Source organism: Clostridium sp., from assembly GCF_050717535.1.
Classification (GTDB): domain Bacteria; phylum Bacillota; class Clostridia; order Clostridiales; family Clostridiaceae; genus Clostridium_AD.
On sequence record NZ_JBOITM010000031.1, the window covers coordinates 1 to 19,480 of the forward strand.

Below are 19,480 nucleotides of genomic sequence, written 5' to 3' on the forward strand. Positions count from 1 at the left end.
TAGTTTCTATATCTGAGACATATTTATTAAAACATTAATTTCTATTGAACCGCCGTGTACCGAACGGTATGCATGGTGGTGTGAGAGGTCGCTAAATAAATTAATTATTTAGCTCCTACTCGATTGGCAAAATTTATAAAATAGCTTATGGAATCTTAACTTTGGGGAGTGCACAAAGTGAAGATAATAACGAAAATTATGCTATAATAATTAAGACTTAAGTTATGAAAGGTGTGTACGTAAAAATGAAAGTTTACAATGACGATGAAATGGAATCAGAAAAGAAGTTTAACAGATATAATGTTCTTTATGTAATTATGGCAGTTGTATTTTCACTAATAATTGCAAAGCTATTCACTATACAAGTATTAAATGGGCAATACTACAAGGATTTAGCAGAAACTAAGACTCATAACATTCTGACAGTAGAGGCACCGAGAGGTCTTATAACAGACAAAAATGGAATAGGACTTGCAACTGAAGTGCCGGGATATAACCTTACATATACCGATACAGCTAAGGCTGATCTAGAGATATTTACAACACTACAAAAGGTATTTAAAATTTTGGATGAAAATGGAGAAGCTCAGGTGGACAGTTTTCCTTTAAAGATTAAACCTTATAGATTCGAATTTAGTTCAAGTAATCCTAAGGAAATACAAGTTCTGAAGTTGAGATTTTTTAAAGATAGAGGTCTTCAAGCTAATATCTTGAAAACAAAATTTGATAATAAAAAAGAGGATGATTTAACTACAGGGGAAATTACTAAGCTAAATAATGAACTTTTAAAATTAACCCCAGAGCAAACATATAATGAACTTCTAAAAGAATATGGAGTAATAAAAGGAGTTTTAAGTTTACATATACAAGGAACACCAGAGGTAATAAGAAGATATTTAATTGTACAAGACGGCATAAAAATGAACGTTTTTTCTAAATACAAATCCATTAGCATAGTAACTAATATAAAGAAAGATACATCACTTATATTTGAGCAAAGTCTTTCAGAATTACCTGGAATTAAGGTGGAAATTCAGCCTACTCGGCAATATCCATATGGACAACTTGCTTCATCGGTTTTGGGATATATAAGCAAAATAAGTTCTGCAAATCAAGATAAATACGAAGCAAAGGGTTATGACACAAGCAAGGATTATGTGGGGGTTTCTGGAATTGAAGCTGCCATGGAAACTTATCTTAAAGGAGAGAAGGGTGGAATAGATGAGGTTACTCAATCTTCTAGTAAGAAGGTAATTCCCGGAAAAAATGTCAAGCTTACATTAGATGCAAATTTGCAGTATACCACAGAAAATGCTTTAACTAGTGAAATGAAGAAATTGCAAAGTAAAGGATTTGTGAATGATTTAAATGTATCAAATGCTACAAGAGGCGCTGCTGTTGCCATAGATATTCATACTGGTGGAATACTAGCACTTACTAGTTTGCCAGGTTACAATCCAAATGATTTTTCTACGTCGCAGGGCTTAACGCAGTCTCAATCGGAAAAATATTTTAATCCAGACTATGAAAAGATGGCAAAAGCTCAGGGAAAACCACAAAGTTTAATTGATTATATGTTTCCAATAAATAAAAGCATAAAGGGGAATACTACAATTAGAAAGGATAAGTTTGATTATTATCCTAAATACCTATACAATTATGCAACTATGTCACTTATTCCCTCAGGTTCTACTTTTAAGCCGATGACAGCAATTGTAGGTCTTCAAACGGGAGTTATAAATGCTGGTACAACTTATTATGATGAAGGCCAGTTTGATATGGGAGGCGGAAATATAAATCATTTCTATACAGATGGAGCACTTGGTGAAGTAGATGTAGTAAGTGCACTAGAAAAATCTAGCAATCCATTTTTCATGAATGTGGGTGGTTTGTTAAGGGGGAAATATGGAGATGATATTTTAGCTAAATATGCCTGGGGTTTTGGACTAGGAGCTGACCCTAAGTCCACGAGTCCTGGTACAGGGATAGAAATAAATGAAAATTTTGGACAAGTATATAATACTGTATCACAGAAAAACTTGTCAGCAACTCAATATCTTTTGAATATCGAACAAGATTTAACTATTGGAGTTTCTGGTAATGGAGTTAAATTTCACAAGATAGATTTATACGATAGAGATGGAGACGATAAAATTATTTATGGAGGTAAAAAGCTTTCAGAAATAAAAGCTGAAATTAAAATTGAAATAACGAATTCTGTGAAAAATGGAACTTTTTCAAAGAAAAAGTATGAGAATTTATTTAAGCAATTAATTGCTGCCGATCCAAAGAATAAGGGACAAAATTTCACTGCTGTTGATTTACAAACAATTTTAAATGATGTAAACTATCAAGCTATAAGTGAAGGACATGCTTCTTTAAAGTTAGCATACAATATGTATATTGCATCTATTGGTCAAGGTATGGACAATTTCACACCTGTTCAAATGGCTAATTATATAGCAACCATTGCAAATGGTGGGACAAGATATAAACTTCATTTACTTGATAACATAAAAGATTCTAATGGAAAGTTAGTATCTCAAATAAAACCTGTGGTCTTAGGCAAAGCTGATATGAGTACGCAGACCAGAGAGTTAGTTATGCAGGGTATGAACAACGTTACAGGCGCAGGTGGAAATACCGATGGTACCGCAAGTGGAGCGCTTGGAGATTTTCCTATACCTACAGGTGGTAAAACAGGAACAGCACAGTTTAGTTCATCTGATATACAAAATAAAGTGGGTAGGGGAGATTATGCGTGGTATGTAGGATATGCTCCAGCCACCAATCCAGAAATTGCAATATCTGTAGTTATATTTGACGGGGGATATGGAAGTGATGCTGCAAATGTAGCTAAAGGTATATACGAAGGTTATTTTAAAAAAGATCCTCGAATGGCAAATTATAATAATAATTATGATATGAAATTAAAACGTATTAATTAAAATTAAAAGATTAATCTCATGGAGGTGCCTCTGTGCTGAAAAATATGATCTTAGACTTTATGAAAGATAAAAACCTAAAATATTCTATTATAGTTAAGGATTTAAAATCTGATAAAATTTGCTCTATAAATGACAAGGAAGTGGTCCCATCAGCCTCCATAATAAAATTATTTATTATGGCAAAGACTTTTCAACTTGTGAAAAACGGTGAACTGAATTTAAGTGATAGAATTTCTATAAATAACAAGGAGAGGGTGCCTTACAGTATTATATATCTTCTTGATGATAAGAATACTTATACAATTCTAGACCTTATTACACTAATGATAATTCAAAGTGACAATACTGCAACAAATCAACTTATACATATGATAGGGATAGAAAAGATAAATGAATTTATTAGAGATCTAGGCTTTAAGGATACCATTTTAAAAAGAAAAATGATGGATTTGGATTCTAGAAAATTAGGAATAGACAATTACACTACGGCGAGGGATGTGGCTAAGCTTTTAGAACTTATGAACAAGGGGCAGTTAATTAATAAGAATTACAGTGACATAATGCTTGATATAATGAAAATGCAATTGGACAATTCTATGATGAAAGTTAACCTTGATGAGGAGCTTATTATAGCTCATAAAACTGGCAACCTTACTAATATAAATCACGATGTGGGCATAGTATATACAAAGCACAAAAATTATATTTTTATTATGATGACCACTGATGCTACTGGTGATAATTATGCAAGAGATATAATAGGAAAAGTTTCTAGAATTGCTTATGAATACTTAATTTTGGGGAGTGCACATAATGATAATAACAGGAATTATTTGTAATGGCTATTAAATATATTAGGGAAGTAAATAATCTGGTTAACGTATCTGATATGGATAGTAGTTTTATTTTTGATTTAAAATATGCAACAAAAGACAATTTTACTAAAACAGCAGTATATCCAGTAAATGTATGTGTTCTCCAGAGAGAAACAACGTTAAAATTAATAACTGCCAATAATGAATTTAAAAAGCTGGGATATAGAATAAAGATATGGGATGCATATAGACCAATATATGTACAAAAAATATTTTGGGATCTTGTTTCTGATGAAAGATTTATTGCAAATCCTAATAAGAAGGGATCAAGACATAGCTCAGGTACTGCAGTTGATATAACTCTTGTTAATGAGTTTGGAAAAGAACTTAAAATGCCTTCAAATTTTGATGACTTCTCTGACAAGGCTTGCAGAAACTATGAATGTGTGGGTGCGGAAGAATTAAAAAATATTAATTTTCTAACAAGCATTATGGAAAGCTGCGGATTTATAACAATTGATACAGAATGGTGGCATTTTGAAGACTGTAACTATAGTGAATATAAAGCTATTAATGTAAAACTTGAATTTTTTATTACATAATAAGCATTAAATATTCTTTATGAATTCTGTATTTTTTTGATGTATATATTCAGAATTTAATAAAAAATGAAATATTATTCATTAAAAATATTAATTATGCAAAAATAATATTGATTTAAGTGTAGATAATGCTTATAATATTAGAAAGAATAATAATTGTAATAAAAATCCAATAAATTTTCTTATTAATATAAGTCTATGCCCAAAAGATTAAATCTGTTACTGTATTACAAATAAAGGGGGAAAAAAATGAAAAAAGGTATTTCATTAATGCTTACCGCTATGTTAAGTATTTCAATGCTATCCGGATGTAAAAGTGCAGATACAAAGACAAAGACTACAGAAGTTAAGCAAGAGTATTCTACTGTATACTCTGGTGAACTGACTACATTAAATTATTTAGTTACGGCTAGCGAAAATGAATTTGCGGCAGCAGCAAATTTAGTGGATTGTTTAGTAGACTATGATAAATACGGTGTAGTAAAGCCTTCTTTGGCAAAAAACTGGAGTGTCTCTAGTGATGGACTTGTTTGGACATTTAATTTGCGTGAAGGTGTTAAATGGGTAACTAATGATGGCAAAGAGTATGCGCAGGTTGAGGCGCAAGATTTTGTAGATTCTATGAAATATGTACTTGTTAAAAAGAATAATTCAGAAACAGCTAATATAGCTTATAGTGCTCTGAAAAATGGAGAAAAATATTATAATGGAGAAGTAAAAGATTTTTCTCAGGTTGGGGTTAAGGCAAAGAGTAAATATGTGTTAGAGTATACCTTAGAATCAATTAAACCTTATTTTTTATCAATGCTTACTTATGTTTGTTTCATGCCAGTTAATGGTAAGTTTTTAGGGGAAGTTGGAGATAAGTTTGGTACAGATAATAAGACTTTACTATATAATGGTGCTTATATTTTGCAAACCTATGAACCACAAAATTCTAGAGTGTTTGTTGCAAACGAAAATTATTGGGATAAGTCCAATGTATTTATTAAGAAGTTAACTTATAGCTATAATAAGGAAGCAACTACACTATCACCAGAATTATTCTCAAGAGGTCAAATTACTGATGCAACAATTCCTACATCATCTATTGATGAATGGATGAAGGATGCGACTAAAAAAGAAACAGTGCGACCTATTGCAACTACTTTTTATTCCTATTTTTATGCTTTTAATTTTCAACCAAAGTTTGATGCTAAATACCAACCAGAAAATTGGAAAAAGGCTGTCAATAATACTAATTTCCGTAAGTCATTATTTAGCGCTTTAGATAAAAAAGCAGCTATGATGACTGCAGAACCTTATGAGCCTGAAAGAAGATTAAGCAATACAATTACACCTAAAAATTTCATAGATATAAAGGGTGTAGATTATACAGAACTCGGTACACTTGCAACGACTTCTACCCAAAGTAATTTTGATGGTGTTAAGGCCAAAGACTTTAAAACTAAAGCAATGGAAGAATTAAAGGGAAAAGTTACTTTTCCAGTGAAAATAGTTATGCCATACAGTACTGCTTCCTCAGACTGGACAAACAGGGCGCAGGTAATAGAACAACAAATGGAGAAGCTATTAGGAGCAGACTACATTGATATCATTATATTGCCATATCCTCCTACAGGATTCTTAAATGCTACAAGACGTGCTGGTAATTATTCGCTTATGGAATGTAACTGGGGACCAGATTATGCAGATCCACAAACTTACACAGATCCATTCACATCAGAAAGTAATTATGGCTTTATTAATTTAGCTACTGAATATAAAGAAGCCAATGGCAAGGGCAAATATGAGAATATGGTTAATGCTGCAAAGGCAGAAGTTTTAGATACTGGAAAACGTTATAAGTTATTTTCGCAGGCAGAACAATTCTTAATTGATGAGGCTCTTGTTATACCTTATAGTTTAGGTGGCGGTGGGTTTATAGCTACACGTTTAGAACCATTTACATCACCTTATTCACCATTTGGAGTTTCTGCAAATAAATTTAAAGGCCAAAAAATTATGGATAAACCAATAAATACGCAAACATATAAAAATGATTTTGAAGCTTGGCAAACGGAACGTGCTACAGCGCTTAAGTTGGCTGCCACCGCAAAATAAACAAAAATATTAGCAAGGATGGTTATTTTAACATCCTTGCTAATTACATATTATATAAGGACAAATGGGAGGTGAGGGCAGTTGTTAAAATATTCGCTGAAAAGACTCGGAAAATCTATAGTCACACTTTTTATTGTAATTACAATTGTTTTTTTATTCATGAGGTTAATGCCGGAAGAAGGATATTTTGGTCAAGGTTATGAAAAATTAGACTTAGTACAAAGAGAATCTATTTTGACCAATTTGGGATTAAGAGACCCTTGGTATGTTCAACTTGGACATTTCTATAAGGATTTATCTAAAGGTGATTTAGGCACTTCCATTACTTATAGGCAGAAGGTTGCCGTTTCTGAAATTATTGGATCTAAAATTTTCTACTCTTTGTACTTTGGGCTTGGAGCCCTTGCAATTGCTCTTGTAGTAGGCATTAGTTCTGGAGTATTAATGGCTAGAAACAAAAATAAATTTTGGGACAAGTTAGGTACTGGGTATATTGTAATTATAAATGCAGTACCAGCTGCAGTTTATTATATTTTTTTGCAGCTATATGTGACGGATATATTTAAACTCCCAATACTATTTGATAAAGGTAACCCCTTAAGCTTTATACTTCCTGTTTTATCTATGTCTCTTGGACCTACAGCTAGCTATGCAATGTGGATGAGACGTTACATGGTAGATGAATTAAATAAGGATTACATAAAACTTGCAAGAGCTAAAGGGCTTAGTGATAAAGTTATAATGAAAAAGCATGTTTTAAGGAATGCCTTTGTTCCTATGGCGCAATATTTACCGGCATCTATCTTATATACTCTAGTAGGTTCTATATACATTGAATCACTATACTCAATACCAGGTACTGGTGGATTACTTGTTGATACTATTCAAAGACAGGATAATCCTATAGTTCAAGCATTGGTTTTAATATATGCCTCGGTAGGCATTATTAGTCTTTTCCTAGGAGATATGCTTATGGCGGGTTTTGATCCACGTATTAATCTAGATAAGCAAGGAGGAACTAGATGAATAATACAAAATTTAACAAGAGGTTAGATGACATTGATCCTTCACTCTTTGATTTTGCAAACTATGATGAAAGTGGTTCGGAGAGAACAGGGTATTCTAATTATTCCTACTGGCAATCTACTTTTAAAGTGTTTTCAAAAAACAAAGTAGCCACAATCTTATTGATTATAATAACACTTTTAATTACTTATACGGTGCTGCAGCCATATTTACCAAATCAGAAATCACCTACTATGATTTATAATAACGTGAAGACAGGCATACAACTAAGAAATCAAGCCCCGGATAGTGAGTTCTTGTTTGGTACTAATTCTATAGGACAGGACCTTTGGTCTCGAATATGGAGTGGAACCAGGACCTCACTTTTAATAGGGATATTAGTGGGAGTATGGCAAGGGATTATTGGAATTACTGTTGGATGTTTATGGGGTTACGTTAGAGCATTAGATGGAATTATAACAGAAATCTATAATGTGCTAGACAATATTCCTAATACAATTATTATGGTTTTGCTTGCCTATATTCTGCGTCCTAGTATTTTAACTTTGGTGGTTGCTATGTGCCTTACAAATTGGTTAAGTATGGCTAGATTTGTACGTAACCAAATAGTTATAATTCGTGATAGGGAATATAATTTAGCTTCAAGATGCCTGGGGACTCCTATAAGTAGAATTATTACAAAAAATTTACTCCCATATTTAGTTTCAGTAATTATGCTTCAATTAGCGCTAGCGATTCCAATGGCTATTGGAGCTGAGGTGTTTTTAACCTACATTGGCCTAGGGCTTCCTTTAAACACCCCTTCACTTGGAAATCTTATAAACGAGGGAAGAATTATAATGATGGTACCTTCTTTAAGATATCAACTAATTTTTCCAGCAGTAGTACTTTCAATTATTACTATATCTTTCTATGTAATTGGTAATACTTTTGCAGATGCTTCTGATCCTAGAAATCACGTTTAGATGGAGCTTCCTTTAAATTTAGATTAAAATGAAAATATTATAATCCTATTAGAATACAAGGAGGTCCAAAATGGAAGTTATGCCTAAAAAAACAGTTCTATCAGTTGTAAATTTGGTTATTAAATTTAGTTTGAGGGGACGTACTCTAACTGCCATAAGAGAAGCCTCTTTAGACTTATATGAAGGCGAAAGCTTAGCTATTGTTGGTGAGTCTGGTTCTGGAAAATCAGTTTTTGCTAAATCATTTATAGGACTGCTTGATGGGAATGGATGGGTTGATTCAGGGAGCATTATGTATAAAGAAGAGGACATTGGCAAATTCAAAAAGGAAAAGCCGTGGCTCAAAATTCGTGGAAAAGAAATTGCAATGATATTCCAAGATCCTATGACTGCACTGAATCCGCTTAAAACTATTGGAAAACAAATTGTAGAAGCTGTGGAACTTCATCAAGGCTACAGAGGTAAAACTGCTAAAAATATTGTGCTAGACATACTAAAAGATGTAGGAATATCTAGCCCTGAAGTTAGGTATAACCAATTTCCACATGAATTCTCAGGTGGAATGAGGCAAAGAGTAGTTATTGCTATTGCCATTGCTTGTCTTCCTAAAATACTTATCTGCGATGAACCTACTACGGCCCTTGATGTTACAATTCAAGCTCAAATACTTCAACTCCTAAAGAATTTGCAAAATAAATATAAACTATCAATTATTTATATAACTCATGATTTAGGTGTGGTTGCGAAAGTTGCTGATAGAATTGCGGTTATGTATGCTGGAGATATTGTGGAAATTGGAACCGCAGAAGAAATTTTTTATAATGCAAAACATCCTTATACTTGGGCACTATTGTCCTCCCTGCCACAACTTGGGGTTAAAGGTGAGGCCTTATATTCAATAAAGGGTACTCCTCCAAATCTATTTAACGAAATAAAAGGAGATGCCTTTGCACCGCGTAATCCTAAAGCATTAAAAATAGATTTTGTTTTAAGGCCACCATATTTTACTATAAGTCCTACTCATAAAGCTAAAACCTGGTTATTAGATTCTAGATCGCCAAAGGTAGAACCACCTGAAGTGCTTAAATCACTATTAGAGAAGTGGGGGGAGTAATAATATGAGGGACAAATCCAAGAAAATTTTATTAGAAGTAAAAAATATAAGTGTTAAGTTTGGAAAAAAGAAAAAAGTATTTACTGCTGTAGATGATGTTAGTTTCAATATATATAAAGGTGAAACTTTTGGGCTAGTAGGAGAATCTGGTTCTGGTAAAACTACTATTGGGAGGGCTATAGCTAGAATTAATGAGATAGAAGGGGGTGAAATATTTTTTAAAGGGGAAAAAATTAATGGTAAGATTAGTCGGGAGTTAGATAAAGAGGTAACTAGAAAAATTCAAATGATATTTCAAGATCCCATGGCCTCATTAAACGAAAGAGCTAAAGTAGATTATATTGTATCAGAGGGTTTATATAACTTGAAAAACTTTAAAAGTGAAGAAGAGCGGAAAGTCAAAGTAGAAAAAGCGTTACTTGATGTGGGACTTCTTCCTGAGTTTTCAAGTAGGTTTCCTCATGAATTTTCTGGTGGACAAAGGCAACGCATTGGAATATCTAGAGCTCTAGTTATGGAGCCAGAGCTTATTATTGCAGATGAGCCTATTTCTGCTCTAGATGTATCTATTCGTGCTCAGGTATTAAATCTATTATCTAATCTGCAAAAGGAAAAAGGGTTAACATATTTGCTTATTTCTCATGATTTATCAGTAGTACGTTTTACTACAGACAGATTAGCCATAATTCACAAAGGCAAGATAGTGGAGCTTGCAGATACAGAAAAATTATTTAATAATCCAGTTCATCCGTATACTCGTGCATTACTTTCTGCAATTCCAATACCGGATCCTCGCGTCGAAAGAAAAAGAATTATAGAAGTTTATGATCCGAGGCCCGATGACTCTAATAATTATAAGGCAACTTGGGTTGAAGTGGAAGCTGAACACTTTGTGCTTGTTAATGAACCCTTAGAAAGGAGCATTTTGTAATGAATAAACCAAAAGCATTAAAAACAGGAGATACAATAGGTCTTGTGGCACCATCAAGTGCGTTAAGACAGGCTGATGGACTAGAAAAATCTATCAAAGTTCTAGAGAATCAGGGCTTTATTGTAGTAATAGGAGAAAGCTGCGGTAAAAAGTATGGATATCTCTCAGGAAATGATGAATTACGAGCTAGAGATATAAATAGAATGTTTGAAGATAACAATATTGATGCAGTATTCTGTATAAAAGGTGGTTATGGGACTCCAAGAATTCTTGATAAGTTAGACTATGATATGATTAAAGAAAATCCTAAGATTTTTATAGGCTATAGTGATATAACTGCAATCCATGTAGCACTAAATCAAAAATGTGACCTTATCACCTTTCATGGGCCAATGGCTGCATCTGATATGTTAGGGGGATTTGATGAATTCTCAAAGAAAAGCTATTTAGATGCTATTACGTCCATTAAGCCTTTAGGTCGGATCAATAATCCTATAGGCTTTGAAATTAAGTCAATGGTACCCGGAGTGGCTAGTGGGAAAATAGTAGGTGGAAATCTATCATTAATTGCAGCCACAATTGGGACTCCATATGAAATCGATACCTTAGGTAAAATCCTATTTTTAGAAGATGTAGATGAATTTACTTACTCTATAGATAGGATGCTTACTCAACTTAGGCTTTCAGGAAAACTTGTGGATTGTGTGGGCATAATATTAGGGAATTTCACAAACTGTCTACCACAATACGAGGAATTTGACCATACACTGCTGGAGGTATTTAATGATATTATATTGCAAGGTAAAAAACCTACCATATATAATTTCATGGCAGGCCATTGCAGTCCTAAAATTACAATTCCTCTTGGAGCAGAAGCAGTGCTAGATGCAGATAGTTGTAGCCTTACAATTACAGAAAGTGTTTTGCATTAAAAATAGCCGACTGTGATATAAATTAACATCAGAAAATATTTCTGGTGTTTTTTGTATATATGCATAGTATTTAGGAGGTATTTCAAGAGATTTGTAGAAGTAGATACATTATATTAATATCTGTTTATGAAATAAAATCCAATATGTAGGGAACAACTATAATTGAAATTTACATAGAAGAAGGGGGAATAAAATATGTTATCCAACACAATTGAAAGAAAAATTACATTGCATGAATTTAAAGTTCTAAACAAAAAAGTGCTAGAGGAAAAAGGACGAATATTTATTAAACAAAATAAGGATAACTGTTCAAATAAGAGTCCTTATTTTACTTTTAATGTAGAAATATTTAATTGCTCTTTTAATTCAGATGGACTTAAATTTCTTATACAAGGTGGCAATCCAGGTGTTTATATAGATATAGTATTTGATATTTTAAGAGGAGTTAGATTACCTAATTTAAAAGTGCCCGAGCTTGATGTTAGGTTTATATTTAATGCCGACCCAGATTTTTTTGCATATTTATTAAACTTTGATGGATTGTGTATTACTTATAATATTGAGCCAGATAAATTCAACAATATTTTAAATAATTTAAAAACTAGTATTTAAGAAAAGGCAAATTGTTCATTAAAAGTTTCCTTTTAATATTATTGTTTTTTGGGAAAGTGAATTATATCAATATAACACTACTAAAAGACACTACTAAAATAATACACTATCAAAAGGTGTATCAAATAGTGTATTATAGTATTTAGAGTATATAGAAAAATTATTTTACATATAAATGAGGTGGAACTTATGAAAAGGATCGATAAAATATATAGTTACATGGCCCAGCAATCTAAAGAATTCCTTTTAAAAGATATTAAATCAGGGAGAGGATTTAGTGCTGGGGTAATCGCAGAAGGCTTAGGTATGATGAGAAACAATGTAAGTCTTGAGCTAAATAATTTGCTTAGAGCGGACAAGATAATAAAAATAAAAGGTAGACCAGTACTATTTTTAGATAGAGAAATAGTAGAGAGGCTTTTAGGATTTAAGTTGCAGCCTGGCCCTTTAGAAGTAGACAATTTTAATGAATTCATAGCTGATGATAAAACTGAAGAGGCGCAAAAGAATCCTTTTGATAGTCTTATAGGATATAATACCAGTTTAAGAACACATATTGAGCAAGCTAAAGCTGCTGTTCTTTACCCTCCTAACGGGCTTAACACACTTATTGTAGGGCCTACAGGTGTGGGCAAAACACTATTTGCTAATATGATGTATAAATATGCGGTGTATGTTAAAAGATTAGAAGCAAAGTCTCCCTTTGTGTTATTTAATTGTGCAGACTATTATAATAATCCTCAACTTCTATTATCACATATGTTTGGACATATAAAAGGCGCATTCACTGGGGCAGATTCTGAAAAAGAAGGCCTTGTAGCCAAGGCTAACGGTGGAATATTATTTCTTGATGAAATTCATAGACTTCCGCCTGAAGGACAGGAAATGATATTTTATTTCATAGATACGGGGACTTACGGTAAACTCGGCGAAACAGAAAGAAACAGGAAATCTACTGTACGTATTATAGGCGCAACCACAGAGGATCCTGCCTCTTCACTTTTAAAAACCTTTGTAAGAAGAATTCCTATAGTTATATCTCTCCCAACTTTAGAAGAACGGCCTGGCAGAGATAAGTTAGATATAGTAAAATTTCTTTTAGCAAATGAAGCGCATAGAGTAAATAAACAAATAAGGGTAGAGGGAGAAGCTTTAAAGGCAATCATTGGAAGTGTTACCTATGGGAATATCGGTCAGATGAAATCTAATATACAATTAGTCTGTGCTAATGGATTTTTAAATAGCATAAATAACAAAGACTTCATCGAGATAGATTTTAAATCTTTACCACCAGATATAAAAAATGGAATATTCTCATTAGGAAGCAAAAAAATGGAAGAGGAAGAACTATCTCAATACTTTGATAATCAGATGGTAGTGATGCCGCAGGGCTTTAAGGTTCTTATAGAACAGGATTCTTCTGAGCCAACTTTTAATTTATATAAAATAATAGAAGACAAGGCTGCTATTTTAAAAGATGAAGGTGCAGATGATGAATATATAAAAAAATTTATAACTACAGATATCAATATTCATCTTAAGTGCTTTTATAAAAAGGGAAAGAATATTGCTCAAGATAGAGAAAAGATACTGAAGCTTGTAAATGAGGATACACTTCAATTTGCAGAGGAAGTTAAAGTACTTGTAGAATTAGAGTTAAACAGAAAGTTTAGTGAAAGATTTCTATATGCTTTTAGTCTTCACATCAGTGCATTTTTAAAAAGGATAGAGAGTAGAAGAAGTCTAAAATATACTAATATAAAAAATACAATTAATGATAAACAAGAAGAATTTAAAATATCACTTAAAATAAAAGATCTTATTGAGAAAAAATATAATATTGTAGTACCTGATATGGAGGTGATTTACTTAACACTTCTGATTAACTCAGTGCAAGAAGAGCAAAACGATCAAAGAGTAGCTGTAATAGTTGCTCTGCATGGTAGTAGTACTGCCAGTTCTATGGTCAATGTGGCCAAAAGACTCTTAGGTGAAGGGGTTGTGGAGAGTGTAGATATGCCTCTTGATGTGAGTCCGCAGAGGGTGCTTAATGATATAATAGAAAAGGTAAATGAAATTGATATGGGAAGAGGAGTACTGCTGCTTGTGGATATGGGATCACTAACGAGTTTTGATACTATAATAACCCAAAAAACAGGTGTAAGAGTTAAAACTGTTGATATGACATCAACACCACTAGTACTTGAGGCAGTTAGAAAGGCCAATATGCTTGATATGGATTTAGACACTTTATATGATTCTTTAAAAGACTTTAAGGGATATGGTACTTATAGTAAAGATTCAAGAAACTTAGTGCAGCAAAAGAGCAAAGCTATAATAACCATTTGTTCTACAGGTGAAGGTACAGCCAAAAAACTTAAAGAATTAGTTAATAACATTGTAATTAATATAACAAGAGATGAAATAATCATTATACCAATAGGTGTAACGAATATTAAAGCTGAGTTAAAGGATTTAATGAACCAATACAATATTTTAGCAACTGTAGGTATTATGGATCCTAAAATAGATGCACCATTTATATCAATAGAGAGGCTTATTGGGGGCGATGGTGAAAAACGTATTATTAACATAATACAGAAGAATAATATACCTACTGATATAAAAGAAGAAAATATAGTGGTTAAAGAACTTTGCGAAGATAGCCTAAATGAATTTTTAACGTTTTTAAATCCACATAAGATTATTAGTGTATTAATGGATTTTACAAGCGTATTAGAAAAAGAAATGGATAAGAGTTTTAGTAACTCCTTTAAAATTAAATTGATGATACATACGGGTTGTGTCTTAGAGAGAATGGTTATAAAGGAAACACTCATCTATAGTGGAGACAGGAGCGAAATGGATGCTATGGTTTTAAAATGTGTGAAGGAAGCTGCGCTCAAATTTAAAGAAGCACTAAATATTAGTCTAACAGATGACGAAATATATTATATATGCGAAATTTTTACAGAACAATACAAGGTACTTGCCGAATAAAACAAGGAACTTGAAGAATAATGCCCCAATTGTTTATAAAATAGAAAGCATGTTCTTAGTTAATTACAATACGGATGCTAGCATACTGATACACTTCTCTTTTGATACACTTTTTTATCTGTGAAAGATTACAATTAGTATTGAAATAACAGAATAAGTGTATCAATTTTATAAAATAAAAGAAATTTTAAATGAAAAATGGCTATTTTAAAAGATTTACACAAACTTAAAAAATAATACACTATTTTGGCACAACAATTGCTCTATACAAATGTGACAACTTAGGTGGCTTATGAGGAGGATGAATTGTAGTGAATATTGTGCTTGCACGAATTGATGATAGATTAATACATGGTCAAGTAGCAACGATTTGGTCAAAACATACAAAATGTCAAAGAATACTTGTATGTAATGATGATGTAGTAAAGGACTCAATTAGAAAGACACTTTTGGAGCAAGTTGCACCTCCAGGAATTAAATCAAGTGTTGTAGGAATTGATGAGGCAATAAGAGCTTATGGTAATCCAAGATATCAAGAGGATAGAGTGCTATTTCTATTCACTAATCCAACTGATGTTTTAAGGATGGTTCAAGGTGGAGTACCAATAAAGAGTGTAAATATTGGTGGTATGTCATTTAAAGCAGGAAAGAAACAAATAACTAGTGTAGTATCTGTAGATGATACAGATATTGAAGCTTTCAAAAAATTAAATGAAAAAGACATTGAATTAGAAATAAGAAAAATTTCTTCAGATTCAAAAATAGATTTAATGTTAAAACTATAAGACTAAATGTATCATAATCATTAACTTTGGTTACAGGTTTTTCGGAACTTATATATAGATTTTACTGTAACAAATAAAAAATAGGAGGTATAGAGATGGTAGGAATTATTCTTGCTAGTCACGGAGAATTTGCTAAAGGCATCTTGCAATCTGGCGCTATGATTTTCGGAGAACAAGAAAACGTACAAGCTGTTACGTTGATGCCTAGTGAAGGGCCTGATGATCTTAAAGCAAAAATGAAAGATGCAATCGCATCCTTTGACAACCAAGATGAGGTTTTATTCTTAGTTGATCTTTGGGGTGGGACTCCGTTCAACCAAGCAAATGGTCTATTTGAAGAACACAAAGACAAATGGGCAATTGTAGCTGGTATGAATCTACCAATGGTGATTGAGGCTTATGCTTCACGGTCTTCAATGGAATCCGCACAGGAAATTGCGGCTTATATCTTAAAGCCAGCTAAACAAGGAGTTAAAGTTAAGCCTGAAGAATTAGAACCAGCAGATGATGGTAAATCTTCAGAGACCACCGTTAAACAATCTAATGCAGGTGCACCTGGATCATTCGAATATGTTTTAGCTCGTATTGATTCTCGTTTACTTCATGGACAAATAGCGACTGCTTGGTCAAAAAGTGTGTTACCTACACGAATTATTGTAGTATCAGATGAAGTAGCCAAAGATGAGCTTCGTAGTAAATTGATTACGCAGGCTGCTCCTCCAGGTGTTAAAGCTCATGTTGTTCCAGTTAATCAAATGATTAAACTTGCAAAAAATGATCAATCTTTTGGTGGACAACGTGCACTGCTTCTTTTTGAAAATCCACAAGATGTTCTTCGCGCAGTAGAAGGTGGAGTACCACTTAAGACAATCAATATTGGATCTATGGCTCATGCTATAGGTAAAGTTCAACCAAACAAAGTACTCGCTTTTAATCAAGACGATATTGATACTTTCGAGAAGCTTAAACAAGCTGGACTTACTTTTGATGTCCGCAAAGTTCCAAATGATTCAAAAGGAAATATGGACGAAATTCTTAAAAAAGCACAAGCGGAATTAAATAAACTAAAATAATCTAACTATTTAAATGGAAAAGGGGGATTAATATACATGGATATAAATATTGTCCAAATGTTATTAGTCGTTATCGTAGCATTTCTAGCTGGTATGGAAGGTATCTTGGATCAATTTCAATTCCACCAACCAGTAATTGCTTGTACGTTAATCGGCTTAGTTACAGGTAACTTATTACCATGCCTAATTTTAGGCGGTTCTCTTCAAATGATTGCTTTAGGCTGGGCAAATATTGGTGCTGCCGTAGCACCAGATGCAGCGCTTGCATCTGTTGCATCTGCAATCATTCTAGTTCTTGGTGGCCAAGGTGCAGCAGGAGTTCCTGCAGCCATCGCTATTGCTGTTCCACTAGCAGTTGCAGGACTATTATTAACAATTTTCTGTCGTACCATAGCAACAATATTCGTACATTTCATGGATGCTGCTGCTGAACAAGGAAATATTGGAAAAATTGAAATGTGGCATATTATTTCTATTTGTATGCAGGGTGTACGTATTGCAATTCCAGCTGCCTTGATTTTAGCAGTTGGTGCTGCTCCAATTCGTTCAATACTTGAAGCTATGCCTACATGGCTCACAGGTGGACTTGCAATCGGTGGTGGAATGGTAGTAGCTGTTGGTTATGCAATGGTAATCAACATGATGGCTACAAAAGAAGTATGGCCATTCTTTGCAATTGGTTTTGTACTAGCAACTATTTCACAAATTACACTTATCGGACTAGGTACAATCGGTGTATGTGTGGCTCTTATTTACTTGAAGCTTACTAAACAAGGCGGCTCAGGCAATGGTGGAAGCTCAAATACTGGTGATCCATTAGGCGATATTATTGACACTTACTAAGAAGGGGGAGGACACGAAAATGGTAAAAAAAATAACATTAACTAAAAAAGATCGTATTTCTGTTTGGTGGCGTTCATTTTTCCTTCAAGGTTCTTGGAATTATGAAAGAATGCAAAACGGTGGTTGGACATACGCATTGATACCCGCAATCAAAAAGTTGTATAAGACTAAAGAAGATCGTATAGCTGCACTTAAACGTCACTTGGAGTTCTTTAATACTCATCCATATGTAGCTTCACCAGTTATTGGTGTAACATTAGCATTAGAAGAAGACCGTGCAAATGGTCTACCAATAGATGATGTAACTATTCAAGGTGTTAAAGTTGGTATGATGGGGCCTTTAGCAGGTGTAGGAGATCCAGTTTTCTGGTTTACTGTTAGGCCAATTTTAGGGGCATTAGCTGGTGCTCTTGCTATGAGTGGTAACATACTTGGACCAATTATATTTTTCCTTGCTTGGAATGCTATTCGTATGTCATTTATGTGGTATACACAAGAATTTGGTTACAAAGCAGGTTCGAAAATTACCGATGATGTATCAGGTAATTTACTACAAGATGTTACAAAAGGAGCATCCATCCTTGGTATGTTCATTTTGGGATCATTAGTTAATCGATGGGTAAGTGTTGTATTTACACCTATAGTATCATCCGTTAAGTTAGCTAAAGGTGCATTCATTGTTTGGGATAAACTTCCTGCTGGATCAGAAGGTATTAAACAAGCTCTCTTGCAACAAGGAGGCGGTTTATCATTAACTGCTGAAAAGGTTACAACATTACAAAATAACTTAGATTCATTGATTCCTGGAATTGCAGGATTAGGACTTACATTACTTTGTATGTGGTTGCTTAATAAGAAAGTATCTCCAATTACAATGATTTTTGGACTGTTCGCAGTCGGCATTGTTTTCCACTTAATCGGTTTAATGTAATATTTTTTACTCAAGCCTGGGCTCTTAGCCTAGGTTTTTTTATTATATAGGAAACAGCTTGCGGAAGTGTCTGTGGATAACATCTATACACTACAGCTTGTCACTTTTGCCACTTGCCACGTGGGTGGCACTACTCGACCGTAGGGAAATTTTGTTCTTACAAACTTGTGCCACTTGATTATTTAATCTTAAGAAGGTATATTATAAACTATAGTCAATAAGTAAAATGATTTATTAATTAATAGAAAAGAGGTAGATCGTATGGTTCAATCACTCAATACAAAAGTGGATTTAGTAATTGATGGAACAGCTTTAACGGGTTTTACAGATTATGGAAAAATAATGATCGGAGACAAAGGTTTTGAGTTTTATAATTCTCGTGATTCTCGCAAATTTATTCAAATTCCTTGGGAAGACGTTGACAATGTTATTGCGTCCGTATTGTTTAAAGGAAAGTGGATTCCACGATATGCGATCCAAACAAAGAAAAATGGTAACTTTATTTTTTCTTCTAAAGAACCTAAAAAAGTGCTTCGTGCTATTCGAAAATATGTTGAGCCAAATCATATGGTTAATTCGTTAAGCTTTTTTGATGTTGTAAAGCGAGCGGTGCAATCGAGATTTAAAAATAAATAAAAAGGGAATCAGATTCACATTCTGATTCCCTTTTTTGTTGTGCGCCCGGCATGGGCGCAATCTAATGGGTGAAAGTCCCTAGCACGGGTTAATAGTGCCAAGTGCATAGCTTAAGACAAGGGTGTCCATCGCGAGACGGAATCTGAAGGAAGTCGGCGGCCAAG

16 protein-coding genes are annotated in these 19,480 nt (G+C 33.4%); all 16 read left to right on the top strand.

Annotation, left to right across the window (positions count from 1 at the left end):
• Nucleotides 1-245: 245 nt before the first annotated feature.
• The 16 genes from ACREVU_RS06015 (at nucleotide 246) to ACREVU_RS06090 (ending at nucleotide 19,316) form a co-directional block, all read left to right on the top strand.
• Entirely contained in the window at nucleotides 246-2,948 is a 2,703-nt protein-coding gene (locus ACREVU_RS06015; RefSeq protein WP_431550717.1) for a peptidoglycan D,D-transpeptidase FtsI family protein, read from the top strand.
• A 32-nt stretch (nucleotides 2,949-2,980) separates the two neighbouring features.
• Nucleotides 2,981-3,787 (top strand): serine hydrolase, encoded by an 807-nt coding sequence (locus tag ACREVU_RS06020; protein WP_431550718.1) that lies wholly within the window; start codon nucleotides 2,981-2,983, stop codon nucleotides 3,785-3,787.
• Complete coding sequence (locus tag ACREVU_RS06025) at nucleotides 3,787-4,365, top strand: M15 family metallopeptidase (protein ID WP_431550719.1); 579 nt, start codon at nucleotides 3,787-3,789, stop codon at nucleotides 4,363-4,365. The genes ACREVU_RS06020 and ACREVU_RS06025 overlap by 1 nt, the downstream gene beginning before the upstream one ends.
• A 249-nt stretch (nucleotides 4,366-4,614) precedes the next feature.
• Complete coding sequence (locus ACREVU_RS06030) at nucleotides 4,615-6,468, top strand: peptide ABC transporter substrate-binding protein (RefSeq protein ID WP_431550720.1); 1,854 nt, start codon at nucleotides 4,615-4,617, stop codon at nucleotides 6,466-6,468.
• Between the two features lie 81 nt (nucleotides 6,469-6,549).
• Complete coding sequence (locus ACREVU_RS06035; protein ID WP_431550721.1) at nucleotides 6,550-7,494, top strand: ABC transporter permease; 945 nt, start codon at nucleotides 6,550-6,552, stop codon at nucleotides 7,492-7,494.
• Entirely contained in the window at nucleotides 7,491-8,459 is a 969-nt protein-coding gene (locus ACREVU_RS06040; RefSeq protein ID WP_431550722.1) for an ABC transporter permease, read from the top strand. The genes ACREVU_RS06035 and ACREVU_RS06040 overlap by 4 nt, the downstream gene beginning before the upstream one ends.
• Before the next feature lie 79 nt (nucleotides 8,460-8,538).
• Nucleotides 8,539-9,573 carry an ABC transporter ATP-binding protein gene (locus tag ACREVU_RS06045; RefSeq protein ID WP_431550731.1) on the top strand — a complete coding sequence of 345 codons (1,035 nt, stop codon included), beginning with the start codon at nucleotides 8,539-8,541 and terminating at the stop codon, nucleotides 9,571-9,573.
• A 4-nt stretch (nucleotides 9,574-9,577) separates the two neighbouring features.
• Nucleotides 9,578-10,504 (top strand): ATP-binding cassette domain-containing protein, encoded by a 927-nt coding sequence (locus tag ACREVU_RS06050; protein WP_431550723.1) that lies wholly within the window; start codon nucleotides 9,578-9,580, stop codon nucleotides 10,502-10,504.
• Complete coding sequence (locus ACREVU_RS06055) at nucleotides 10,504-11,436, top strand: S66 peptidase family protein (protein ID WP_431550724.1); 933 nt, start codon at nucleotides 10,504-10,506, stop codon at nucleotides 11,434-11,436. Before ACREVU_RS06050 ends, ACREVU_RS06055 begins: the two co-directional genes overlap by 1 nt.
• Nucleotides 11,437-11,631: 195 nt before the next feature.
• A complete protein-coding gene (locus ACREVU_RS06060; protein WP_431550725.1) occupies nucleotides 11,632-12,048 on the top strand; it encodes a hypothetical protein in 417 nt (138 codons plus the stop codon).
• A 189-nt stretch (nucleotides 12,049-12,237) separates the two neighbouring features.
• Nucleotides 12,238-15,048: a sigma-54-dependent transcriptional regulator gene (locus ACREVU_RS06065; RefSeq protein ID WP_431550726.1), complete on the top strand. Its 2,811-nt coding sequence runs from the start codon at nucleotides 12,238-12,240 to the stop codon at nucleotides 15,046-15,048.
• A 311-nt stretch (nucleotides 15,049-15,359) separates the two neighbouring features.
• The gene (locus ACREVU_RS06070; protein ID WP_431550727.1) at nucleotides 15,360-15,833 is read left to right on the top strand and encodes a mannose/fructose/sorbose PTS transporter subunit IIB; all 474 of its coding nucleotides are present in this window, start codon (nucleotides 15,360-15,362) and stop codon (nucleotides 15,831-15,833) included.
• A gap of 95 nt (nucleotides 15,834-15,928) precedes the next feature.
• Nucleotides 15,929-16,906 (top strand): mannose/fructose/sorbose PTS transporter subunit IIA, encoded by a 978-nt coding sequence (locus ACREVU_RS06075; RefSeq protein ID WP_431550728.1) that lies wholly within the window; start codon nucleotides 15,929-15,931, stop codon nucleotides 16,904-16,906.
• A 36-nt stretch (nucleotides 16,907-16,942) separates the two neighbouring features.
• The gene (locus ACREVU_RS06080; RefSeq protein WP_431550729.1) at nucleotides 16,943-17,749 is read left to right on the top strand and encodes a PTS mannose/fructose/sorbose transporter subunit IIC; all 807 of its coding nucleotides are present in this window, start codon (nucleotides 16,943-16,945) and stop codon (nucleotides 17,747-17,749) included.
• Between the two features lie 19 nt (nucleotides 17,750-17,768).
• Nucleotides 17,769-18,680, top strand: a complete 912-nt coding sequence (locus ACREVU_RS06085) for a PTS system mannose/fructose/sorbose family transporter subunit IID (protein ID WP_431550732.1) — start codon at nucleotides 17,769-17,771, stop codon at nucleotides 18,678-18,680.
• 261 nt (nucleotides 18,681-18,941) lie between these two features.
• Nucleotides 18,942-19,316 (top strand): DUF956 family protein, encoded by a 375-nt coding sequence (locus ACREVU_RS06090; protein ID WP_431550730.1) that lies wholly within the window; start codon nucleotides 18,942-18,944, stop codon nucleotides 19,314-19,316.
• Nucleotides 19,317-19,480: the final 164 nt, after the last annotated feature.

What these genes read in the sequence shown, in the direction of transcription:
- ACREVU_RS06060 (WP_431550725.1), top strand. Translation starts at nt 11,632, where the DNA reads ATGTTATCCAACACAATTGAAAGAAAAATTACATTGCATGAATTTAAA.
- ACREVU_RS06050 (WP_431550723.1), top strand. Translation starts at nt 9,578, where the DNA reads ATGAGGGACAAATCCAAGAAAATTTTATTAGAAGTAAAAAATATAAGT.
- ACREVU_RS06085 (WP_431550732.1), top strand. Translation starts at nt 17,769, where the DNA reads ATGGTAAAAAAAATAACATTAACTAAAAAAGATCGTATTTCTGTTTGG.
- ACREVU_RS06015 (WP_431550717.1), top strand. Translation starts at nt 246, where the DNA reads ATGAAAGTTTACAATGACGATGAAATGGAATCAGAAAAGAAGTTTAAC.
- ACREVU_RS06025 (WP_431550719.1), top strand. Translation starts at nt 3,787, where the DNA reads ATGGCTATTAAATATATTAGGGAAGTAAATAATCTGGTTAACGTATCT.
- ACREVU_RS06080 (WP_431550729.1), top strand. Translation starts at nt 16,943, where the DNA reads ATGGATATAAATATTGTCCAAATGTTATTAGTCGTTATCGTAGCATTT.
- ACREVU_RS06090 (WP_431550730.1), top strand. Translation starts at nt 18,942, where the DNA reads ATGGTTCAATCACTCAATACAAAAGTGGATTTAGTAATTGATGGAACA.
- ACREVU_RS06040 (WP_431550722.1), top strand. Translation starts at nt 7,491, where the DNA reads ATGAATAATACAAAATTTAACAAGAGGTTAGATGACATTGATCCTTCA.
- ACREVU_RS06030 (WP_431550720.1), top strand. Translation starts at nt 4,615, where the DNA reads ATGAAAAAAGGTATTTCATTAATGCTTACCGCTATGTTAAGTATTTCA.
- ACREVU_RS06065 (WP_431550726.1), top strand. Translation starts at nt 12,238, where the DNA reads ATGAAAAGGATCGATAAAATATATAGTTACATGGCCCAGCAATCTAAA.
- ACREVU_RS06055 (WP_431550724.1), top strand. Translation starts at nt 10,504, where the DNA reads ATGAATAAACCAAAAGCATTAAAAACAGGAGATACAATAGGTCTTGTG.
- ACREVU_RS06045 (WP_431550731.1), top strand. Translation starts at nt 8,539, where the DNA reads ATGCCTAAAAAAACAGTTCTATCAGTTGTAAATTTGGTTATTAAATTT.
- ACREVU_RS06075 (WP_431550728.1), top strand. Translation starts at nt 15,929, where the DNA reads ATGGTAGGAATTATTCTTGCTAGTCACGGAGAATTTGCTAAAGGCATC.